Genomic DNA, 21,059 nt, shown 5'->3' on the forward strand with positions numbered 1-21,059 from the left:
AGATTTCCGCCTTTAAGAGAAGACTCGACAAGAAGAGAGGTATCCGTAAAAGACCCTGAGAGACTTTTATGAGATATGAGATAGAGGAAGGGAGCAGAGCTCCCTTCTTTCTATTGATAGTAGATCTTTAAGGCCACAATCGAGAGCAAGATGGAGATAAAAAGAGTTATAAAAGCAGGATCGCCTAAAATGACTTATAATTGGAAGTAGAAGCTGTTAATTGGAGGTTGATCATATGTACTTTCTCGAAAGAGTTATGGCCGTTCCCAGATTACCGGAGAAACTGGCCAGACTGGAAGAGCTGGCCAGAAATCTCTGGTGGTCATGGAATTACGATGCGCAGGAGATGTTCAAATACATGGATCCGGAAATGTGGTACCAGGAGAAACGGAGTCCCGTCCGTTTGCTCAGGAGGATAAAACAGGAGAGACTGTACGAACTTGAAGAGGACAGACAGTTCCTGGCTATGTACGAGAACACTCTCAAAAACCTCGACCAATACATGGGCAACGAAAACACCTGGCTCGAGAGGAACCATCCCGATCGCAGGGAGAGATGCGTGGCCTATTTCTGCGCCGAGTACGGTTTTCACGAATCCTTCCCCATATATTCGGGCGGATTGGGAATACTGGCGGGCGATCACCTAAAGACGGCCAGCGACATGGGACTCAACTTCGTCGCCGTCGGTCTTCTTTACAAGAACGGCTATTTCGAGCAGAGAATCGACGAATCCGGCTGGCAGCAGAACATATACAGTCGCTACGACTTCGAGGACTTTCCGGTCGTGCCCGCAGTGGATGAAAACGGAGACGAGGTTTATATAAACATTGATCTGCCCGGTAGGAAGTTGTGGGCCAAGATCTGGAGGGTGCAGGTCGGAAAGACTGCCCTCTTTCTGCTGGATACGGATATTCCGCAGAACGAGGCAGAAGACAGGAAGATAACCTCCAACCTCTACGGAGGCGACAGAGAGATGCGTCTCAAGCAGGAGATACTTCTGGGAATCGGTGGTGTGAGGGCTCTGAGAGTACTGGGGATCAACCCCGAGCTCTGGCACATGAACGAGGGACATGCCGCCTTTCTCTCTCTGGAGAGGATTAGGGAGTACGTCCAGGGGAAAGGGCTGGACTTCGCCACGGCCGTGACACTGGTGAAGTCTGGAAACGTCTTCACAACGCACACACCCGTTCCAGCCGGTAACGACGCCTTCGACCTGGAGACAATCGAGCGGTATTTCAGAGGCTACTGGGAGAAGATGAAGACCAACCGGGAAGAGTTCATGGAACTCGGACTGGAAAAGTTCCCCAACGGTGGCCAGCATTACAGCATGACGGTTCTCGCCCTAAAACTCTCGACGGCCTCCAACGGAGTCAGTGAACTCCACGGGAAGGTTAGTCGGAACCTGTGGAATCATATCTATCCCGACCTGCCGGCCGTAGAAGTTCCCATAACTCACGTGACCAACGGCGTGCATATATGGACCTGGTTGAACTCTACGCTGGTCAAGCTACTCGACCGTTATCTGCCTGACGACTGGCACGAAAGGGTGGACGACCCGGAGGTCTGGGAAAGGGTGGACGATATACCGCCCGAAGAAATCTGGCAGCTTCACCTGGCTTTGAAATCACGGACTAAGAGTTTCCTTCAAACAAGGCTGAAGAGACAGCGAAGAAGGTTAGGAGAGACTATAGAAGATCTGATGGAAGTCGACGAAATACTTCCCGAGGACGTTCTCACCATTGGTTTCGCCAGGCGGTTCGCAACCTACAAGAGGGCAACCCTCATATTCAAGGACGTCAACAGGCTGAAGTCTATTATCTCCAGCTCCGAGAGGCCGGTTCAGTTCGTTTTCGCCGGCAAGGCCCACCCGGCGGACGATCCCGGCAAGGAGCTCATAAGAAAGCTGTACGAGATCTCCAGGACCCCCGAATTCAAGAACAGAATCATCATCGTCGAGAACTACGATATGAACATCGCGCGCCATCTGGTCAGCGGAGTGGATATATGGCTGAACACACCCCGGAGACCCCACGAAGCCAGCGGAACGAGCGGAGAGAAGGCAGGCATGAACGGCGTTCTCAACTTCAGTGTAATGGATGGCTGGTGGGTGGAAGGTTACGATGGAAACAACGGCTGGGCTATCGGTGACAACAGGGATTACCAGGACCACGAACTCCAGGACCGCATAGATTCCGTTTCTATATACAGCGCTCTCGAGAAGGAGATCGTTCCGCTCTACTACTCGAGGGATGAGAAAGGAACGGCTGTGGAATGGGCCCAGAGGATGAAGGACTCGATAAAGGAGATTGGCAAGAGGTTCAATACGCAGAGAATGCTGGCCGATTACGCGGAGAAACTATACTTCCCGGTGATCGATCTCTTCGACGAAGTTCAAAAGAACGACTTCAGACTTGCGAAGAACGTCTCGGGATGGAAAGAAAAGTTCAGCGCGAGCTGGAACGCTATCAGGATAAAGCCGAACATACAGGTCGAGTCCACGACCAGATCGATAAAAGTAGGGCAGGAGGTATCGCTCTCGGCCAACATCTATCTCGGAACGATGGATCCGAAGGAGGTTCTCGTCGAGATTTTCGTCGCTAGAATGGACGATAACGGCGAGATGATCAATTTCAAACTCTATCCCATGAGTCTGATAAAGGAAGATGTACACGGCGAGTATATCTACGGTGGAAAGTTCACCATTCCAGAGGAAGGGAAGCTGGCCTATACGATAAGGGTCGTTCCCAACCCCGATCACCTTCCCGATCGGTACTTCATACCACTGGCAAGGTGGATCTCATAAAAAACCCGCCCTCGAGGGCGGGTTTTTCAATTACCGGAGGAAAAGTCGCTGAGAGTTCTTTCAAAATCTCCCGGGGTTATCTCACCCCAGACTAGAGCTTTATACAAACCTGGAACGGCTTTTATAGCTTCAAGTTCCTCTTCCAGAAATACCCTTCTTCTGGGATCGTACAGTTCATCGATAATCAATTCTGTAGATTCAGGACCTGAGCTAATCATGCCGATGACAGCGTTGTAAACCTCTGTGATTTCGCCTTCCCTAAGACCTAGCTTCTGCAGCTGTTCGAAAATCTCGTGATTCTCGTTTCCTTCGGCGATCATCTTGAGAACCATATTAACGTAATCAGGGAATGTCATCGGTAATTCAGGCACCTCCTATCATGTCTCTGAAACGCAGTGCGTTGTGGACCGCTCTTCCCAGATGACAATTGTTGAAAAACACGAACACTTCCAGTCCGTGTCCATGAAATTCTAGCACATCCAGGGCAAAACTTCTCAGATCATTCTCGGAGTAATCGTAGTTGTACCTTTCGCTCCCCTCGCTTTCAAACCAGCCGGGATTCCTCCCGTGGAATCGGAAATACGCAACGTTTCTTCTCTGTCTGGGCAAATAAGGAAACAGGCCGGCTATAAGCGGTTCATCAACCACCGCTGGGACGGCATCGATCTTCCCGAGAAATTCGAAGCTCTCTTCTCCAGCCCAGCTATCGTGTCTGAACTCAACGACGAGCCGGTTCTCGCCGGAGTCAAAGATCTTCGATAATCTCTCCAGATAGGCCATATTATCTTCACTCTTCTTGAAAGACCAGGGGAATTGAAAGAGTATCGGTCCAAGCCTGCCTTCCTCTCTCATGGGAGAGAGTGCGCCCAGAAAACCGACAGCGAGTTCCATGAGATCGGCCGAAGGCGCCTTCCACAACTCGTGCGTGATTTTGCCCGGCGCTTTGACCGCGAAGACCATCTCTCCGGCGATCTCTCTCAACATGCCGGTTATGGTTTTGTAAGAGGGCATCCGGTAGTAAGTGAAATTCAGCTCGACGGCGTTGAACTTCCATACATTGTGGTAATACCTCAGCATCTGCGATGACACTAGCCCTTTTGGGTAGGCCGTACCTATCCAGTCGGGGAAGGAGTAACCGCTCGTGCCGATATGGATCACTAAAGCTCCTCTATTATGTAAACAGGATCGTTGTTGTTAAGTATTGCGGCGTTGGCCTCATCGACATCGACATGGAACTCGAGGGCGTACGTCGGGTGAACCCTTATCAAAACGTCATCGAAGATCGTCTTTCTGGTACCGTCACCCTTACAGTAGACCATCACTATATCTTTGTCCTTGACACCGTAAACCAGGGAATCTTCCGGAGTCATGTGAATGTGCCTCTTGGCCAGCATAACCCCGGACTTCAACACGATCGTCCCCTTAGGTCCGACGACGGTCAGTCCCACAGTGTTTTCGTGGTCGCCGGAATCCTTTATGGGAGGTTTTATACCAAGGGCGAAGGCATCGGTTCTCGACACTTCGATCTGTGTCGCCTTTCTCGCCGGTCCCAGCACTCTGATTCCTGTCAATGAACCCTTCGGTCCCACTATTATTACTTTTTCATCACAGGCGAACTGCCCGGGCTGGCCCAGATCTTTGATCGGAGTCAACTGGTGACCCTTCCCGAAGAGGATCTCGATGTCCTCCGCACATAGATGGATATGTCGATTCGAAACGCCGGCCTTTATTGCGGGCTCTTTTAATTTCACTGAAACACCTCCAGAATTCTCTATCTCTTGAATTTCTTCGGACCTACCAGGCCCTTTCTAACTGTTAATCTAACACTTTCCGGTAACGTTACAGATAAACTCACGGGACCTTTTGCTATATTTATCCACCCCAGACCATTCACGTGTAACTCCTGGCCAGTTTTCAGAGAGTATCGCTCTCTCTTCCATGTCAGCGCGGACCTCGCCGAACCGGTGAAGGGTGGCTTCAGGAAACTCCCGAACCACGAGTCCCACTGTGCATCGGCGATAGAGGAGTTAGTTTCGTGGATCGAGACGCTTTCCGGCATGAAGAGATGGAATATACCGACCGGATCGCTGTTGTTGACCGCGTCGATCCTTACGAAACCGCCAGCGAAGACCGTCCGCTCGCTGTGAAACTGCATCGTGTAGCGTTCAAGCTTCTTGCGCGGGAGAAGAACGCTCTGGTCGGAGACGCTCAAAAGATCGCTCACCCTGTCGCTCGTAAAAACGCCGGGGGTATCGTAGACGGTTATTCCGGCCCTCTCCAGGCGTTGTGGAGTGACTTCCAGGGTCGTTCCGGGGAAACGGCTCACCGTTATCTCGCTCGAGCGGGTGAGAGCATTCAGCAGCGAGGATTTGCCCACGTTGGTCACACCGACGGCGGTGTAATTCTCCCCGTTCTCTTTCAGATAAGCGTAGAGAGAGTTGATCCCGTATCCGTTCAGGGACGAGGCGAGTCTCACCCTCCTCTCGGGTACCTTCAACATGTCGATGGCCCAGATCTTTATCTCTTCGATCTTCACCTCGAGGGGTAGGAGGTCAACTTTATTCAGTACGTAATGTACCCTGTGATCGGTCAGGAGCGAGAGAATATCTCCGCGAAACGTCCCGTTGAAGTCCGACAGATCCATCACGTACAGTATGTCTCCGGTTGTTTTCAAATACGCCTTCAAATTCTCTAGCGAGTGAACGAGATTGTTCTCCGCATCGAGTCTGCCGTAATGTTTCATGGAGAAACAGCGTTTGCAGAGTACCGGCCTGCCATCACTCAACCTTTCGTTCAGAACCTTTTCGGATATGTAGCCCGGACCGGTTTCATCGACCGTCTGGAGTTCAACACCGCACCCTTTACACTTCATCTGTCCATAGCCTCGACGCTAGGGTGTTTCTTCATGTTTTTGAGAAGCATCCTTTCCACTCTCCTGACCAGTCTGGTCCAGAAAAACTCTCTCTCGCTGAGAGGTTCGGTCTTTATGGTGTAGGCTCCAAGAAGGTTGCCCATGATTATATCCGTGAACAGCTGATCTCCGACCACGATCGTCTGGTAGGGAGGAATCTCCAGATCTTTCAAAACTTTCTTCGCCTTGAAAGTCAACGGTTTTCTGGCCCTGCTGAGAACCTTTATCGTCGCAAGCTCGTCGTCTATCTTGCCAAGGCGGCCTTTCTTTCCGTTGGATACAAGCACGATATTCATACCCAGTCTCTCTATCCTGCTTAGCAGAAGCTTCTTTTCCCTTGAGACGGTACTGGCACCCCATTCTTCCAGAGTGTTGTCGAAGTCGAAGAGAATCAGCCTGTAACCCGATTCCTTCAGAGAATCGAAGTCTATGTCCATAACGTTATTGGCGAATCTGTGGGGCGTAGCCAGGCGGTTTATCCTGAAAATCCACCCTACAGTGAAAAAGAAAAGGAGGTACACACCAATGGAGATTCTTGCCATCACTCGTTTGTACCACTTCTGGGAGATATCCACGATAGGTGATACCAATATCGAGTACATTCCCATACGGTTGCCGGCTATTATGTCAGTGAAGAAGAGATCTCCGATTATAACGGTTTTTTCCGGTTTAGATTTCATCTCGCTCAGAACCCTTCTCAGCTCTTTGGTACCAGGTTTTCTCATCGAATGGTAAACCTTGAGCTGATTGCCGAAGATCTCTTTGAGATTTCTGACCCTCGATTGCGGTCCGTTGGTCACCACTCCGACTTTCATGCCCGACTGTATCAGGCGGTCTATCACTTCCTTATTTCTCATATCGAAAGGTTCGCGCCAGACGGCGATGGTATTGTCGTAGTCGAAGAGAATGGTGTTGTATCCAAGTCGCTGGAGCCGGTTGTAGTCGATCTCCCTCACGTTCTCTGCCTTTTCTTTGGGAACGGCGTTATCAAGTATGTCCAGGATTCTCACGTATTTCCACCACTTCAAGATCGATTTTCTTCTTTATACTCTCCAGAAAATTCATTACCTCCTCCAGCAAATCACCCGGAACGATTATCTTTAGAAAACCGTCGTCGGTTACATGTCTTATGTTCAGGAGGTTGTCTTCCGCCTCGGCTATGTAACAGAGGACGTGAATGTCCTCCGGCCTTATCCTTACGAAGAGATCGTACTCCCTGGGTCCTTCGTTCATTGAACACCTCTACTAAAGAAGCTCGGCGGCCAGACTGGCCAGCTCGGACCTTTCGCCTCTGGTCAGGGTTATGTGTCCGGCGATGGGTCTGTCCACCATCCTCGAAGCCGCGTACGTCAAACCGTTGCTGAAAGCGTCGAGATAAGAGTTGTCTATCTGGTAGGGATCTCCTATCAGGACGATCTTCGTGTTTTCCCCCACTCTTGTAATTATAGTCTTTATTTCGTGAGGCGAGAGGTTCTGCGCCTCATCGATTATGAAATACTGATTCGGTATAGATCGGCCCCTTATGTAACTCAAAACCTCAACCTGGAGTTGTTCCCCCTTCTTCATGAAGGTTTCGAGATCCATGCGCCTGTTGCCGAAAAGGATGTGCAGATTGTCGATTATCGGCGTCATCCAGGGGCTCATCTTCTCTTCCATTGATCCGGGAAGGTATCCTATATCCTGACCCATGGGGATTATCGGTCTGGCCACCAGGAGCCTTTCGTAACGTTTCTCGTCTATAACCTTCCTGAGCCCGCAGGCCAGGGAAATCAGCGTTTTGCCCGTTCCGGCCATACCGGGTATGAAAACGATCTTTATATCGTCGTCCAAAAGAAGTTCCATAGCCATGAGCTGCTCGAGGTTTCTCGGTTTGATACCCCAGCTGGAGCTCTCCATATCCAGCCTCAAAGGCACCACGTTCTCCCTGTCGGGTGAGACTCTCCCGACAACCCCATCTCCGAAATCTACGAATTCGTTGGCCTCCAAACCTTCCTTGACCTCTCCGGCGGGAAGACCTTCTTCCAGAAGGAACCTTTCCATAAGTCTGGGATCGCGCACCGTTTCGACACCGGAAAGCTGGTCGTCTATCTCGACTCTGTCGTGAAGGTAATCCTCGGCTTTGAGGCCCAATATGTCGGCCTTGACGCGCATGTTTATATCTTTGCTCACGAGTACGACGGAGAACTTCTCGCTGTCAACTAGCTCCATAGTGTAAAGCAGAATGGCGTTGTCTTTGTAGCCGTTCGACGCGAAGGGAGGCAGTTTGCTTTTGAACTCGTTGAAGACGGCAATACGTATCGTGCCGCCCGATTCCGTTTTTATCCCCTCCGCAAGACTGCCCTTCTCCCTCAGCGAATCGAGATATCTGCTCACCTTCCTGGCGTTCTGACCGACCGATCCCGCGTTCTTCTTCAACTTGTCAATCTCCTCGAGAACGGGGAAGGGAATGATGATATTGTTGTCTTCGAAGTTCATGAAACAGTAAGGATCATGAACTAGAACGTTTGTATCTAAAACGAAGTCCTTGACCATATCAACCCCTCCACTTCTTCACAAACTTGCCCACTTCCGAAAGCCCTCCCAGGTATCTGGCAAGCGCCAAGAAGACTTTGGCGGTTACGCGGGCGTCGTCCATCGCCCTGTGAGTGGGAACGTCACGTATCCTCAATCTTCTGGCCAGTCCGTAGAGATTGAAAGGACCATCTTCGAAGGCCTCGTGGGCGAGTTCTATGGTGTCTATGTAATTGTTTGAAAGCGGCATAAGACCGGTTTCCTTCGATGCTATATCGAAAAAAGTCATATCGTTGATTATATTGTGACCAACAAGCACCGACGTTCCTATATAGTCCTTGAACTTTGGGAAGACCTCGGCCATTGGGGGCTCTTCAGAGACGTCTTCGTTTCTCAGACCATGGATACCCGTTATCTGCGCTGGTATGACGACCAGAGGGTTGACCAGAGCCTGAAAGGCCAGGTTGTGCATTATCTTGCCACCGTAAACCGGTATGGCCGCTATCTCGAGAATCCTGTCGCCCTCTAGTGGTTTCGATCCGGTAGTCTCTGTATCAACAACTACGTAAAGCTTTTTCATCGGAAAACCTCCTGAAAAAATTCTACCATGAGAAAATATACATACCTTAAGTTCATTTTTCGAGTAGAATTGTTTGAGGTGATCTATTTGAAAGAGCTACGTGTTCATGTTGTTCACAAACTGGGACTCTCCGAGGCCAGAAGAAGGCTTGAAGAGAAGATGGGAGAACTCATGGAACAGTACGAGGGCAAATTCACGCTCGAATCGACCTGGAAGGACAACACCCTCCTGTTCAAACTTGCCGCGATGGGTGTGAAAACGGAAGGGACGCTCGAGATAACAGACACCACCGTTACGCTCGCGGGAACCGTTCCACTGGTTGCGATCGCCTTCAAAAAGAGGATAGAAGAGTCCGTAAAGAGGGATCTGGAAGAGATACTGAGAGTGTCAACGACCCCCGGCTAAAGCCGGGAGCTTGTAGCTCAGGTTGACTAGCCTAAATGAAAACCCTGAGCATCGGTCTTATCGGAGGCGTTCATGATTGATCTTCACAACCACAGCAACTTCTCTCCCGACAGTAACACGCCCCAGAGCGAGATAGTCGAAAGAGCCATCGAAAAGAATCTACAGGTGATCGGCATATCCGACCACGACGATCTCGACACTTCCTTTCCCTACAGTTACAGGCTCAAAGACCCCGCCGGGTATCTGGAAAGCCTCTCGCTCTTGAAAAGGAACTCCCCTATCAAGTTGTTGAGCGGACTGGAGGTCGGCATCGGTTCTTCCTGCAACACTCCGCCCGAAGGAGAGTTCGATTACTTCATCTACTCCGTCCATTCAATACCGGGAATCGACGATCTGGAGATCGACAACATCTGGACGCTCTACCTCGAGGAGTCTCTGGATGCTATAAAGGGGTTGACCGGACCGGGTTTCTTCGGACACATCGACTTTCTACGGAGGTATATAAAAGGGCACAGAGAACTCGATAACCCTGTGCTCCTCGAGGAGCTTTTGAGAAGACTCGTCAAGTCGGAGATAGGGATCGAGATAAACACCTCTGGCTGGAGGGCGCCGTACAACGAATCCACTCCCCAGCCATGGATAGTCGAGAGATACCTCCAGATGGGCGGAAGGTACATTACCATCGGGTCGGACTCGCACAGAGCGTGCGACGTGGGAAGCCACGTGGAAAAAGCGCTTTCACTGTTGCTCGATATGGGGGTAAGGGAGATCTTCTACTGTGAGAAAGGCACGTATATGCCTCTCAAGATCTAGATTTAGCGTTTTTTGTGCCTTTTGAGAGAAAATTTTAGGAAGCGTTTCAGATTCATCCCCTCGCCAAGCCTCAGCAGCCTGACTAGAGAGAAGTACACTATCACGCCAACCAGTAAAGTCACGGCCGTGGCCGCTGCACCGGTTCCGATAGTGAGTCTTATGACAAGCATCGCGGCCGTCATTATCAGAGACGCCAGCATTATCTTACCGATACTGACCAACGCCTTTCTTTCGTAACCCGCCCAGGCGAAAAGAGTCACAGTGACTATAGTCGTACCGAGCATTCCTGCGATAGAGGTTGCCAGCGCAACGCCCACCGGACCCATCGTAAAGCCCAGAACGATATCCAGGACTACGTTCACACCTACCATCAGAGCGGATATTATGGTGGGAGTTACAGGGCTCTTCCTCGCGTAATACGCCCTCGACAGCACACCGTAAGCACCGTAGAAAGGCAGTCCAAGAGTATAGGCGTACAGTAGGCCCGAAGTGACCGCCGTATCCAGTGCGGTGAAAGAGCCCCTCTCGAAAAGTAGTTTCACCAGTCCCTCGCCGGCCACCAGTAACCCGAGCGTTGAGGGCAGAAGCAGGAAGGCCAGAACGGTTATCGAGCTCCACACGGCTTTACTGAACTCTTCTTTAGAATCCTTTCCCGTCAACCTTGAGAGCTGTGGAAGGGCCACCGTCGCGACTGCAATCGCGAATATGCCAAGAGGAAGCTGGTACAGCCTCTGTGCGTAACCCAGACTGGAAACGGCGCCGGTGCCGAGCCCCGTAGATACTCTGGTGTCGACGAAAGAGTTTATCTCGTTGATAGCCGGAGATATCGAAGAGATGAGAAAGAGACTAAGAAAATCCCGCGCGTCGTGACTGTTGTAACGGGGGTTGAAACGGAAGCCGGAACGCCTGGCCGCGAGCATAACTGCCAGAAGCTGGATCGCTCCGCCGGCCGTGAAACCGATCGTGGGGCCAAGTATGGGTGGAGTGAACTTCTCGGAGAGGAGTATTCCCACGATCGTCGCCAGATTTATCAGCATGGGCGAGGCGGCAGCAATGAAGAAGGCATCGAGACTGTTCAGTATGCCGCAATAAACGGCCCACAGGGAGACCAGAGTTATGAAGGGGAAGGAGATCTTTATCAGTTGAGATGTCAGCTCGATGGTATCGCCGCTGAACCCGCCGGCGAATATACCCGTCAGCTCTCGCGAAAAAAATACGCCGCCAGCGCTTATTAAACCGGACAGTAGCAGAACGAATATCATTACGGCCGAGGCGAACTCGAAGGCCCTCTCTCTCGAGCGACCGAGCCTGTCGTTGAAAATGGGGACGAAGGCCATCGTCATGGCTCCGTCGGCGAAGATCTTCCTCAGGAAGAAGGGCAACATCACGGCGACCAGATAGGCGTCGTACTGCCGGGAAGTGCCGAAATAGCCTGCAAACATAGAGTCTCTCACAAGGCCGGAGACTCTTGAAAGCAGTGTGGCTATGGCAAAGATAGCTGTATTCCTGACTGTGCTGGCCGTCATTTGATCCTCCAAAGAAGATTATAATACAGGCGGCCGGTTTCGACTGAGAGATCCTTTGAATCGATGTAACTAAAATGGGAGTTATAAGACTTTACTTCGTGCTCTCGAAAAGAACACTCCGATCCCTCCCGTCTTTTGCAGGGTCAACCCTTAAAGAATCGCACCTGGATCTGTGCTATACTCTGTGCATGAAAGAGTTGGTCGCACCTGTAACCGGCCAACACCGCGGAAAGGAGAGTAGCCGTATGATCCCCGGCGGCGTATGAAGCCAATGAAAAAAGTTGCGCTGATATTTGGAACCAGACCGGAGGCAGTGAAGATGGCCCCGGTCTATCTCGCCATGAAAGACTCGAAACTCGAACCGATAGTGATCGCGACTGCACAGCACCGCCAGATGCTCGATCAGGTACTCGGGCTCTTCGGAATAAGCCCCGACTTCGATCTAGACATAATGCAGGAACGTCAGTCCCTGTCTGGACTGACTTCGAGATTGATCCAGAAGCTCGACGAGATTTACGCGGCCAACTCCTTCGATGCCACCCTGGTCCAGGGCGATACGACGTCCACGTTTGCAGGCGCACTCGTCTCCTTCTACCATAAAATTCCGGTTGGTCACGTGGAGGCCGGACTCAGGACCGACAACATCTACAACCCCTTCCCCGAGGAAGTCAACCGCAGACTGAACGGAGTTCTCTCTACCTATCACTATCCTCCCACCGAAAGCGCCAAAGGTAATCTGCTCCATGAAGGCGTTCCCCCCGATAGAATGGTAGTGACGGGGAACACGGTCATAGATGCCCTGCTGTGGACTATCGAGAACAAAGCCGGAGCCACTTCCTCTTTCAGGGAGAAGTTCGGTCTCGAAAATGGCCGGTATATACTGATGACAATGCACAGAAGGGAGAACTGGGGAGAGCCGATGAGAAACGTGATGCTCGCGGTTAGGGATATACTCGATTCCATGCCGGAGATGAAACTGGTTTTCCCGGTCCATCTAAATCCAGTCGTGAGGGAAACGGTCTATCCTTTGCTCAAAGGACATGAAAGGGTGATTCTCACCGATCCGCTCGACTACCTGCCCTTCGTCTCTCTAATGGAAAAGGCCGCTCTGATACTCACCGATTCCGGTGGTATACAGGAGGAGGCACCGGCGCTCGGAAAGCCTACGCTGGTTCTCAGGGAAACTACGGAGCGACCCGAGGCCATCCAGGCTGGCACGGCCCTTCTAGTCGGCACCGACAGGAAAAAGGTCTTTGAGGAGACGGTAAGGTTGCTGACCGACCGGTCGGCCTACGAGAGGATGGCGATGGCAAGCAATCCCTTCGGCGACGGAAAGGCCTCTCTGAGGATCGCCGAGCATCTGGAGCGTGTACTCGCCTGATCAGCGATTATTCCTCTTTCTTCATCCGGATCTCCCAGAAGTATTCGTACAGAGGTGTCAGCGCCTTGAATTCGCTCCTGAGAAGGTCGGCAAATTCGCCAGAAAAGAGCGTTTCGTCCATGCCCCTCTCCACGGAGATGTAGAAGTCTTTCATCTGGTACCAGACGAGCAGTTCGTCGGGTACGCCTTCCTTTTTTCTGGGCCTTTTGTACTTCTCTCCCATGATCAAGAAATGGCCTTCACGGAGAATCGCCGTCTTCTCCAGAAAGGTCCTGGTATTCTCTTCCAGTTCAAAAATCAGCTTTCTCATGGTCTCGCGCGATGGGAAATAAAAGCCCATCCCGTAACGGTAGCTGTCGGGGAATAGCTCGAAGAAGAAGCCCGGTGAGTCCTTCCAGTCGGGGGATGGCACTTTGAAGGTAAGCCACATATTGGTTCTGTACGGAGCCCTGCCCCTGTTTCTCCTGGCGTCCCGGCTTATCCGGCTTATGGTTTTTCCCACCTGCGGTCTCGTCTCCAGAAAGGGATCCAGCTCCTCCATGAAGGGCCCAAGCTCGTTCACTAACGCCTTGAAAGGGTCAAGAAGAACCTCTCTGTATCTCTCTCTGCTGGCCTCCATCCAGGCCCTGTTGTTGTTCTTCCCTAGATCCACGAGAAAATCGAGGGTTGCCCGGGTAAAACCGTTGAACTTCTCCATCTCTTCCTCCTTAGCTTACTACAATTGTTGAATCAGAATAAGCCTAGATTGGTATCGACAGGTACCTGTCCTTAACTGCGTAGAAGACCTCGCTTATCCCCAGTTTTCGCAGGAGGTTCAGGGCATCGTTGTTGTACTTTCCAACACTTATGGCCCTGTGAGAGTCCGAACCGATCGTTATCAGCCTGCCCCCCAGTTCGAGATATCTTTCAATAACCCACGGCTGGGGCGTGGGATCGCCCAGTCTGTACATCCATCCCGAGGTGTTGAACTCCAGCCCCACATCGCAGGCTATGATCTGTTTCAAAAGGATATTCATCAGCTCGCCCGGACTGGGTGGTTTCGAACCGGGGATGTGTCTTCTCAGAAAGTCAAGGTGGCCCAGAAAACCCGGTTTATCTATAAGCTCCACGGCCATGGCCGCCTCTTCAAGGTATATGTCCCAGGGGTCTTCCATATCCCTCAGATCGGGAAAACCGGGGACTGTGTGGACCGAATAGATGTAATAATCGAAATCGCCGACCGGCCATGAAATACCGGTTGATTGCAATCCCAGTTCGAGACCGGAGAGAACGGTTATTGGGTAGCTGCCCTTCAGGCGTTCTATTTCTCTGGAATAGCTGCTCACCTTTTCCGGCTGAAGGCAGACATCCTGTCTCAAAAGATATGGATCGAAGTGATCGGAGATTCCCACGATCTTCAGGTCTCTCTCAACGGCCGCCTGTATAACGTCGGCCACGCTATCTTTTCCATCGGAGAAAATTGTATGGTTATGTATATCTATCATATACTACTCCTGCTGGTATTTAATCTGATAACAATTTCACAGCTTCTCTCTTTTCTTTATCTGTTATATGCAAGTATATACTTGTTGTAGCAAGATTAACATGTCCAAGTAGTTCCTGTACTGTTTTTATATTTGCGCCCTTTTGAAGAAGGTGAGTCGCGAAGCTGTGCCTGAATAAATGCGGATTTACTTTTCTTTCAGGAAATACCTCTTTCACATGCGTATTCAACATTTTGGGGATCAAGTTTCTGGCCGTTGGCCCTCCCCTGGTTCCAACGAAGAGGTGCTCCTCGCTGTCGCTGTTGGGAAAGGTGGGCCTGATCTCGAGGTAATCGAGCATTATCGATTGCATCTGTTCGTTAACCGGCACTTCACGGTCCCTGTTTCCCTTACCGCTCTGAACACGTATCGCCGGGTTCTCTCCGAGTCGCAGGTCGCTCAAAATGAGATGGCAGACCTCGCTCACACGTAAACCACAGAAATACATGCTGGCCACTATCGCCCGGTTCCTCCTTCCCAGATGGGTCGGTTTGAAAGAGGCCAGTATCTTCTGCACATCGTCGTAGCTGAGATAGTCCGGTATTCTGCGCCGGGATTTGGGGTTTTTTATCAGCTCGGTCGGAACTTTTGGGACCACTCCACTAATGTAGAGAAAAGTATAGAAGGAACGGATGGTCGACAAGTTCCTTGAAACGGTCGAAGGCGAAGGCTTTCTGGTGGAATATCTACCCTGGGAGAGCTCCTTCACGAAGGCTTCGATCTGTCTGCGCTTGACCTGTGTGTAATCCAGGTCGTGGTCGAGAAGGTACTTCTTGAAATGCTGAAGGTCGGTGAGATAAGATTCCACGGTGTTGGAAGACATGTTTCTTACGAACTCCATGTTGTCTTTGAATCTGTCTACGGCTTCATCGAAATCCACTTTCCTTACCCCCAAAATCGCCGAAATTATGAGTCATAATCAACATTATGTATCATTTTATATATTGTACCACATGAGGTTATTTCCACAACCTTGCAAAAGCCTTTAAAATAGCCATTTACAGCGCTAGACCTTTTAAAATGCCCGATAACGAGTTTTTTCGTCCCCGCATGCCTTTTTACCTGTAGACCGCCCTAAAAACGCAACAGGGAGCGTTTTATTGATTTTCATCCTGAAAACGTCTCCAGAACTGCGTTTTGATTTCGGAGATAATATCTCTGTATTTTTCGGCGACGCTGTAACTCTTTCCCTCTCTCAATACGAGCTCTTCCTTGATACCCGAGTAGTGCTTCGACAGTGCACCCATTATCGCACCGAGGGCCATGGGACTTTTCAGTCTTTCTCCACCCGCTTTCTCGAGAAAGAGGTTAATCCTCTCCACCAGTTCTTTTCCATTGCAGGGTGACTCCGAAAGCGCGAAGAGCATTCCGACGGTTGGCAGTTTGAGACTTTTCATGAAATCGTTCAGCTCGTCTCTCTCCCACTCTCTTTTGAGACTAGAAGGCTGTACCTTTCTGGAGAGCTCCTTTCTGAAAGCCAAAAAGATGAGTTCCATGAAGGAAGCGATCCTCTTGTCGTAATCGTCGTCGGTCATGAGAATCGAGGCCACCGAACTGACGGGGAGTTCTATCTGCGAGACCATTGTGAACAGCTCTCCCAGTCGTTTGACCGTAACGAAGGGTCTTCCCAGTTCCAGTTCCTGCGGAAGGATCAGCAGCGCGTTTCTGGCTATCCCTTTGGCCTCCTCGAAGCTCTTCCCGATTATAGCCGAGACCCTTATTTCGAAGCTTTCATTGACCTTCCAGATACCCGTTATCTTTTCCCTTCCGGAGTACTTGATGTAGTCCACAGAAAAGCCGGCCACTTCGGCTAATCTGTTAAGAAGATCGCCGTAAGCCCTCTCCAGGCTCTCGATATCTCCTCCAAAACCGTGATAGCTGGCGAGAAGGTTTTCTATATCGGCAAGTACAGGCTCGGGCCGGTCGTATTTAGTCAGGTAACCATGAATGAACCTGTTCCTGCTCGAACGATCGCCACCTTCGTCCGAAAGCGTTCCGAGAATCCTTACAACATCTACGGCCGTTATTTCAGCTGGCATATACTTCACCCCCTAACTTATACTACCACGAATATATACGATTCTGCAGACAAAATATAATCCATATATTCAAGAACAATAGTGATTATATAAGTATAATTTATATATTCAGATTCACATTAAATATGAAACTATATATCACAACTTCACCTTGTACAATTCCGATTTTTCTAGTATATACCCGTATTCAAATTCAGGTGTAGCACCAACATGCATAGCTACAATTGCGCCTAGAAGATTTCCGACCTTCAGACAATCACTGCCTTGTCTTCCGGAGAGATACGCGTGGAGGAAACCGGCGTTGAAGGCGTCTCCGGCGCCTGTGGTATCCACGACCTCTACGGGTAAGGCCTCGACCGAGGGACCGCTCTCGATCCTCGAACCGGCCGCTCCCATTGTCACTACAACAGTGTTTGTTCTGTTCAGGAAGGGTGAAAGAAAGGCCCACTCCGTCTCATTTAAGAAAAGAACTTCGGCCCTTTCGGCGAGCTTTGAGACCTCGCGCGGTCTTTCGAAGGTCACAATGCCGCCGGGGTTGTAGGAAAACCTTTCTATGTTCAGCGAGTTCAGCATCACCGATAGCTGACCGGTGGCAATGCCTGCGAAATGGTAGAAATCGAATCCTCCGGCTACAGTTTCGTACCTCTCGTTCGCGCCACGGTAAGTGTAAAGATGTCGTTGTCCTTGCTCGCCGATAGCCGCAAAACAAAGGCCTGTTCCTCCGCTAAGCACTTTGATGTACCCGGTCTCGACTCTCTCGCGTGACAACCTTTCGATGAGGTAATCTCCGAAGAGATCGTCTCCCACCGCCCCCTGCAGAAAGACTTCCCTTCCAAGGCGCGAGAGAATGATCGCCGTGTTGGCCGCACTTCCTCCAGAGGAGAGACCCAGTTTTTTTATCCTGTTTTCCTCGCTGTTAACGCTGTCTCCTATTACTGCGTTCAAGTCTATGTTTATGTTTCCAACGACTGAAATCCTCAATTTTCTCTCCCTTTCCCGATTAGGTTTACGTTCTTTCTCTCTTTATAATTATAATTGGAAGTGATAGGAACAGAGCTTTCGAGGGGGGTAAAAACTATGGTTGCGTTTCCTGAAGGTTTTCTATGGGGTGTTTCAACGGCCGGTCATCAGATAGAAGGTGGAAACCGTCACTCGGACTGGTACGAGTGGGAAAAGAAGGGGAAGGTAAAAGGCGGGGAGACTTCCGGGGTGGCCTGCGGAAGCTGGGATCACCTCGAGAGAGACATCAAGGCTCTTGAGGAGCTCGGGGTGAAGGCTTACCGTTACTCCATAGAGTGGGCCAGAATCGAACCGGAAAGCGGTAAATTCGACGAGGACGCTCTTAAAAGGTATGCCGGCTTCACCGAAGAACTCGTAAGGAAGGGTATCCACCCTGTGTTGACAGTGAACCACTTCGTCCTGCCGCTGTGGTTCGCCAGGATGGGTGGTTGGGAGAAGCGTGAAAATCTGATCCATTTCGAGAAGTTCGTCAGAAAGGTGGTCCAGTCCATAGGCCAATACGTTCACTACTGGGTTACCATCAACGAGCCTAACGTCTATGCCTCCATGTCGTATTTGCTTGGAGAATGGCCACCGCAGAAAAAAGATATGGAACTGGCTCGTAAGGTTTTGACGAATCTGATTTTCGCGCATACGGTGGCTTACGACGCAATAAAGTCGGCGGTTCCAACGGCCATGGTGAGCATCGCCCTGAACATGATGCCCTTCCTTCCCTTTAGAAACTGGCATCCGGCGGACTTTATCGCCGCCAGATTTCTGGGAAAACTCTACAACTATTCTTTTGTCGACTCTATAAAACTCGGCAGGATGGCCAGGCCACTGGGGAACGAGGAGGCCGCACCGGAGATAAAGGGAAAGATCGATTTTCTCGGTATAAATTATTACAGCCGCACCTTCGTCAGGTATTCCAGACCCTTTCCGCAATTGCTCAACGGTCAGGAATTTGAGAGGACGGATATGGGTTACGAGTTCTTCCCGCAGGGTCTGGAAGGAGTGGTCTTCAAAGCTTACAAAAGATACCGTTTGCCTATAATGATTACAGAAAACGGGATAGCCGACTCCACCGATGAAAAGCGCTGGCCTTACATCGATGGCGCCCTACAGGCACTCGGCAAATCTATGAACAGGGGAGCGAAGGTCTTCGGTTATCTTTACTGGTCTTTGATGGACAACTTCGAATGGAAGGAAGGTTATTCGATGAAGTTCGGTCTCTACGAGACCGTTCGCGATACACTGGAACTCAAGGCGAGACCTAGCGCCGAAAAGTTCAGACGTTTCATATCTGAAAACCGGTGATCGAAAGGGTCGTGGAGGTGATTGGATGGACGAGCTAACATATATGCTTGCCCCGTGCGGCATCGACTGCGATGGGGCTCGATTTACCTAATGACTCCTTTCGAATATTCCCACCACCTTGCAGACATTCAGATTTAACCTGTCGATCGATACCATTCCGCCGATATGTGGTGCTAGAATCATGTTGACTTCTCATCGTGTGGTTCGTCCATAAGGGGGCGTAAATGAATATGGAACTGATTTCTGCACTGATAGCCGTGACGGTTTCCCTGTTTTCGGTAATCCTCGGTATCTATCTCTTTCGCTGGGTCGGCAGGCACCCAGTCGGTAGCGAGCGCATAAGGGAAATAGGCGAGGCGATCCGCGAGGGAGCCGACGCCTTTCTAAAGAAGGAATATGTGATACTGGCCTTCTTCTCAATTGCGATCTGCATCCTTCTGGCGATATTTTTGAGTATTTCTTCAGCGATCGCCTTCTTAGTCGGAGCCATCTCTTCTGGCGTTGCGGGTCTACTGGGAATGAAAGTGGCGCTCAAGGCCAACGTTCGTACAGCAACGGCTGCAGACCACGAGGGCCTCGAAAAGGCTTTTCTGATAGCTTTTCGGGGCGGTTCGGTGATGGGTCTGCTTGTGGTGGGACTGGCACTTGCCGGTGTGAGTGTGATTTACGGTATAGCTCTGAAGGCGGAAATACTTCTGAGCTTCAGCTTCGGGGCGAGCATCCTTTCGCTTTTTGCAAAGGCCGGTGGAGGTATTTACACCAAGACGGCCGATATAAGCGCCGACCTCGTCGGCAAGGTCGAAATAGGAATTCCCGAAGACGATCCCAGAAATCCGGCCGTCATCGCCGACAACGTCGGTGACAACGTGGGAGACGTGGCCGGTATGGGAGCCGATCTCTTCGATTCTTACGTGGCCAGTATCGTTGCCGCGATGGTCCTCGGAGAGACTCTGGGAGTAAAGATGGTGGTCCTGCCGCTTATCCTGGCATCGGTCGGGGTCCTCTCCTCGCTGGTCGGAATCTTCAGCGTCCGTGTCAGAGGGGAGAAGAATCCCGGACGCGCCCTTGACCTTGGAACCTACATCACCTCGGCGATTTTCGCTCTGGCAACGCTGGTGATCTCCCTTGCGCTCTCTTACGATCTAAAATTCTGGGGCGCCGCGATGGCCGGCCTCGTCGCCGGAACGGTGATAGGCTTCACCACAGATTATTTCACTTCCATCGACAGACACTTCGTGAAGAGAACGGCCCAGGCCTCGCAATCGGGTGCGGCTATCACTATTTTGACGGGCTACTCTTACGGATTGATGAGCCTTCTCCCATCGCTGGTGGGAATCGGTGTAGCCTCTGGCGTGGCCTTTGCCCTGTGCGGAGTTTATGGAATAGCCGTAAGCGCCGTCTCCATGCTCGCAATTGTTGGAATGATAATCTCCAGTGACGCTTACGGCCCTATCGTGGACAACGCCAAAGGTATCTCCGAACAGTCTGGGCTTAGCGAGGAAGTCATATCGCTAACCGACAAGCTCGATGCTGCCGGAAATACTTCGAAAGCTATCACCAAAGGTTTTGCGATAGGGGCGGCCGGACTCACGGTCATAGCGCTGCTGGCGACTTACCAGGAACGCGTGGCAGCCATCACCGGCCAGAGCATAACCTTCGATCTCATGAATCCGCTGGTGATGCTCGGTCTTCTGACAGGCCTTTGCGTTCCCGCACTCTTTTCAGCTATGATAATGCTGGGCGTTAGCAAAAACGCCTTCAGGATGATAGCCGAGATCAGGAGGCAATTCAAAGAGATCAAGGGTCTCAGCGAAGGAACGGCCAGACCCGATTACGCGCGGTGTGTAGAGATAGCTACGACGGGCGCTCTAAAGGAATTGATGCTTCCCAGTCTGATCTCTATAGGAATCACCCTCTTGATAGCCTTCATAGGCGGGATATATGCTCTGGGAGGCTTTTTGGGCGGAGCCATCCTCTCGGGACTGTTCAACGCATTGCTGATGGCCAACAGCGGAGGCATGTGGGACAACTCGAAGAAATACATAGAGGACGGCGCTTTCGGCGGAAAGGGCTCCGACGCGCACAAGGCAGCCGTAATCGGCGACACTGTGGGAGACCCCTTCAAAGACACCGCCGGACCTTCGCTGAACACTCTCATAACGGTTCTCTCCCTGGTAGCCTCTCTGATAAGCCCGCTGGTTATTCTTTACGCCGTTTTCAAGTGATTATCTACTGAAAAAGGCGGGGAAAA

The 21,059-nt window shown here is 51.0% G+C and carries 20 protein-coding genes; 6 read left to right on the forward strand and 14 right to left on the reverse strand.

What is annotated here, in order from left to right; all coding sequences use genetic code 11:
- Nucleotides 1–235: 235 nt before the first annotated feature.
- Nucleotides 236–2,803: an alpha-glucan family phosphorylase gene (gene glgP, locus PKX57_RS05635; RefSeq protein WP_214048757.1), complete on the forward strand. Its 2,568-nt coding sequence runs from the start codon at nt 236–238 to the stop codon at nt 2,801–2,803.
- Between the two features lie 26 nt (nt 2,804–2,829).
- On the opposite strand, the gene PKX57_RS05640 is transcribed toward glgP, so the two are convergent.
- Genes PKX57_RS05640 through PKX57_RS05675 form a run of 8 tightly spaced genes read right to left on the reverse strand, consistent with a single transcriptional unit; the run spans nt 2,830 to nt 8,805 of the window.
- A complete protein-coding gene (locus tag PKX57_RS05640) occupies nt 2,830–3,159 on the reverse strand; it encodes a hypothetical protein (RefSeq protein WP_472416356.1) in 330 nt (109 codons plus the stop codon).
- Nucleotides 3,160–3,166: 7 nt separating this feature from the next.
- Nucleotides 3,167–3,961 (reverse strand): DUF72 domain-containing protein, encoded by a 795-nt coding sequence (locus PKX57_RS05645; RefSeq protein WP_213922531.1) that lies wholly within the window; start codon nt 3,959–3,961, stop codon nt 3,167–3,169.
- Nucleotides 3,961–4,554 (reverse strand): phosphate propanoyltransferase, encoded by a 594-nt coding sequence (pduL, locus tag PKX57_RS05650; RefSeq protein ID WP_213922532.1) that lies wholly within the window; start codon nt 4,552–4,554, stop codon nt 3,961–3,963. The genes PKX57_RS05645 and pduL overlap by 1 nt, the downstream gene beginning before the upstream one ends.
- 20 nt (nt 4,555–4,574) lie before the next feature.
- Nucleotides 4,575–5,675, reverse strand: a complete 1,101-nt coding sequence (locus PKX57_RS05655; protein WP_213922533.1) for a GTPase — start codon at nt 5,673–5,675, stop codon at nt 4,575–4,577.
- Nucleotides 5,672–6,742, reverse strand: coding sequence for a YqeG family HAD IIIA-type phosphatase (locus PKX57_RS05660; RefSeq protein WP_472416358.1), 1,071 nt, complete (start codon nt 6,740–6,742; stop codon nt 5,672–5,674). The genes PKX57_RS05655 and PKX57_RS05660 overlap by 4 nt, the downstream gene beginning before the upstream one ends.
- Nucleotides 6,702–6,947: a DUF4911 domain-containing protein gene (locus PKX57_RS05665; RefSeq protein ID WP_213922535.1), complete on the reverse strand. Its 246-nt coding sequence runs from the start codon at nt 6,945–6,947 to the stop codon at nt 6,702–6,704. The genes PKX57_RS05660 and PKX57_RS05665 overlap by 41 nt, the downstream gene beginning before the upstream one ends.
- A 12-nt stretch (nt 6,948–6,959) precedes the next feature.
- Nucleotides 6,960–8,246 (reverse strand): PhoH family protein, encoded by a 1,287-nt coding sequence (locus PKX57_RS05670; RefSeq protein WP_213922536.1) that lies wholly within the window; start codon nt 8,244–8,246, stop codon nt 6,960–6,962.
- A 1-nt stretch (nt 8,247) separates the two neighbouring features.
- Entirely contained in the window at nt 8,248–8,805 is a 558-nt protein-coding gene (locus PKX57_RS05675; protein WP_472416360.1) for a 3'-5' exonuclease, read from the reverse strand.
- Nucleotides 8,806–8,892: 87 nt separating this feature from the next.
- Between PKX57_RS05675 and PKX57_RS05680 the strand changes: the two genes are divergently transcribed.
- Both PKX57_RS05680 and PKX57_RS05685 read left to right on the forward strand, forming a co-directional pair.
- A complete protein-coding gene (locus PKX57_RS05680; protein ID WP_213919978.1) occupies nt 8,893–9,210 on the forward strand; it encodes a polyhydroxyalkanoic acid system family protein in 318 nt (105 codons plus the stop codon).
- A 72-nt stretch (nt 9,211–9,282) separates the two neighbouring features.
- Nucleotides 9,283–10,023, forward strand: coding sequence for a histidinol-phosphatase HisJ family protein (locus PKX57_RS05685; protein ID WP_213919977.1), 741 nt, complete (start codon nt 9,283–9,285; stop codon nt 10,021–10,023).
- Between the two features lie 2 nt (nt 10,024–10,025).
- Here the strand turns inward: PKX57_RS05685 and murJ are convergent, their stop codons facing one another.
- Complete coding sequence (gene murJ / locus PKX57_RS05690; RefSeq protein WP_213919976.1) at nt 10,026–11,549, reverse strand: murein biosynthesis integral membrane protein MurJ; 1,524 nt, start codon at nt 11,547–11,549, stop codon at nt 10,026–10,028.
- A 271-nt stretch (nt 11,550–11,820) separates the two neighbouring features.
- Between murJ and wecB the strand changes: the two genes are divergently transcribed.
- Nucleotides 11,821–12,930, forward strand: coding sequence for a non-hydrolyzing UDP-N-acetylglucosamine 2-epimerase (gene wecB / locus PKX57_RS05695; RefSeq protein WP_213919980.1), 1,110 nt, complete (start codon nt 11,821–11,823; stop codon nt 12,928–12,930).
- Nucleotides 12,931–12,937: 7 nt separating this feature from the next.
- On the opposite strand, the gene PKX57_RS05700 is transcribed toward wecB, so the two are convergent.
- The 5 genes from PKX57_RS05700 to PKX57_RS05720 form a co-directional block, all read right to left on the reverse strand.
- Nucleotides 12,938–13,627 (reverse strand): DUF2461 family protein, encoded by a 690-nt coding sequence (locus PKX57_RS05700; protein ID WP_213919975.1) that lies wholly within the window; start codon nt 13,625–13,627, stop codon nt 12,938–12,940.
- A 43-nt stretch (nt 13,628–13,670) separates the two neighbouring features.
- Nucleotides 13,671–14,414: a PHP domain-containing protein gene (locus tag PKX57_RS05705; protein WP_472414170.1), complete on the reverse strand. Its 744-nt coding sequence runs from the start codon at nt 14,412–14,414 to the stop codon at nt 13,671–13,673.
- Between the two features lie 19 nt (nt 14,415–14,433).
- Complete coding sequence (locus PKX57_RS05710) at nt 14,434–15,333, reverse strand: tyrosine-type recombinase/integrase (protein ID WP_472416362.1); 900 nt, start codon at nt 15,331–15,333, stop codon at nt 14,434–14,436.
- Nucleotides 15,334–15,550: 217 nt separating this feature from the next.
- Nucleotides 15,551–16,492, reverse strand: a complete 942-nt coding sequence (locus tag PKX57_RS05715) for a hypothetical protein (protein WP_472416363.1) — start codon at nt 16,490–16,492, stop codon at nt 15,551–15,553.
- A gap of 138 nt (nt 16,493–16,630) precedes the next feature.
- Nucleotides 16,631–17,473: a PfkB family carbohydrate kinase gene (locus PKX57_RS05720; RefSeq protein WP_213919971.1), complete on the reverse strand. Its 843-nt coding sequence runs from the start codon at nt 17,471–17,473 to the stop codon at nt 16,631–16,633.
- Nucleotides 17,474–17,569: 96 nt separating this feature from the next.
- Here PKX57_RS05720 and PKX57_RS05725 point away from each other — a divergent pair, with 96 nt between their 5' ends.
- The gene (locus tag PKX57_RS05725) at nt 17,570–18,808 is read left to right on the forward strand and encodes a family 1 glycosylhydrolase (protein WP_213919970.1); all 1,239 of its coding nucleotides are present in this window, start codon (nt 17,570–17,572) and stop codon (nt 18,806–18,808) included.
- Nucleotides 18,809–19,038: 230 nt separating this feature from the next.
- Nucleotides 19,039–21,033, forward strand: a complete 1,995-nt coding sequence (locus PKX57_RS05730) for a sodium-translocating pyrophosphatase (protein WP_213919969.1) — start codon at nt 19,039–19,041, stop codon at nt 21,031–21,033.
- The last annotated feature ends 26 nt before the right edge of the window (nt 21,034–21,059 follow it).

This window comes from Mesotoga sp. (assembly GCF_035363035.1).
Taxonomy (GTDB): Bacteria; Thermotogota; Thermotogae; order Petrotogales; family Kosmotogaceae; genus Mesotoga.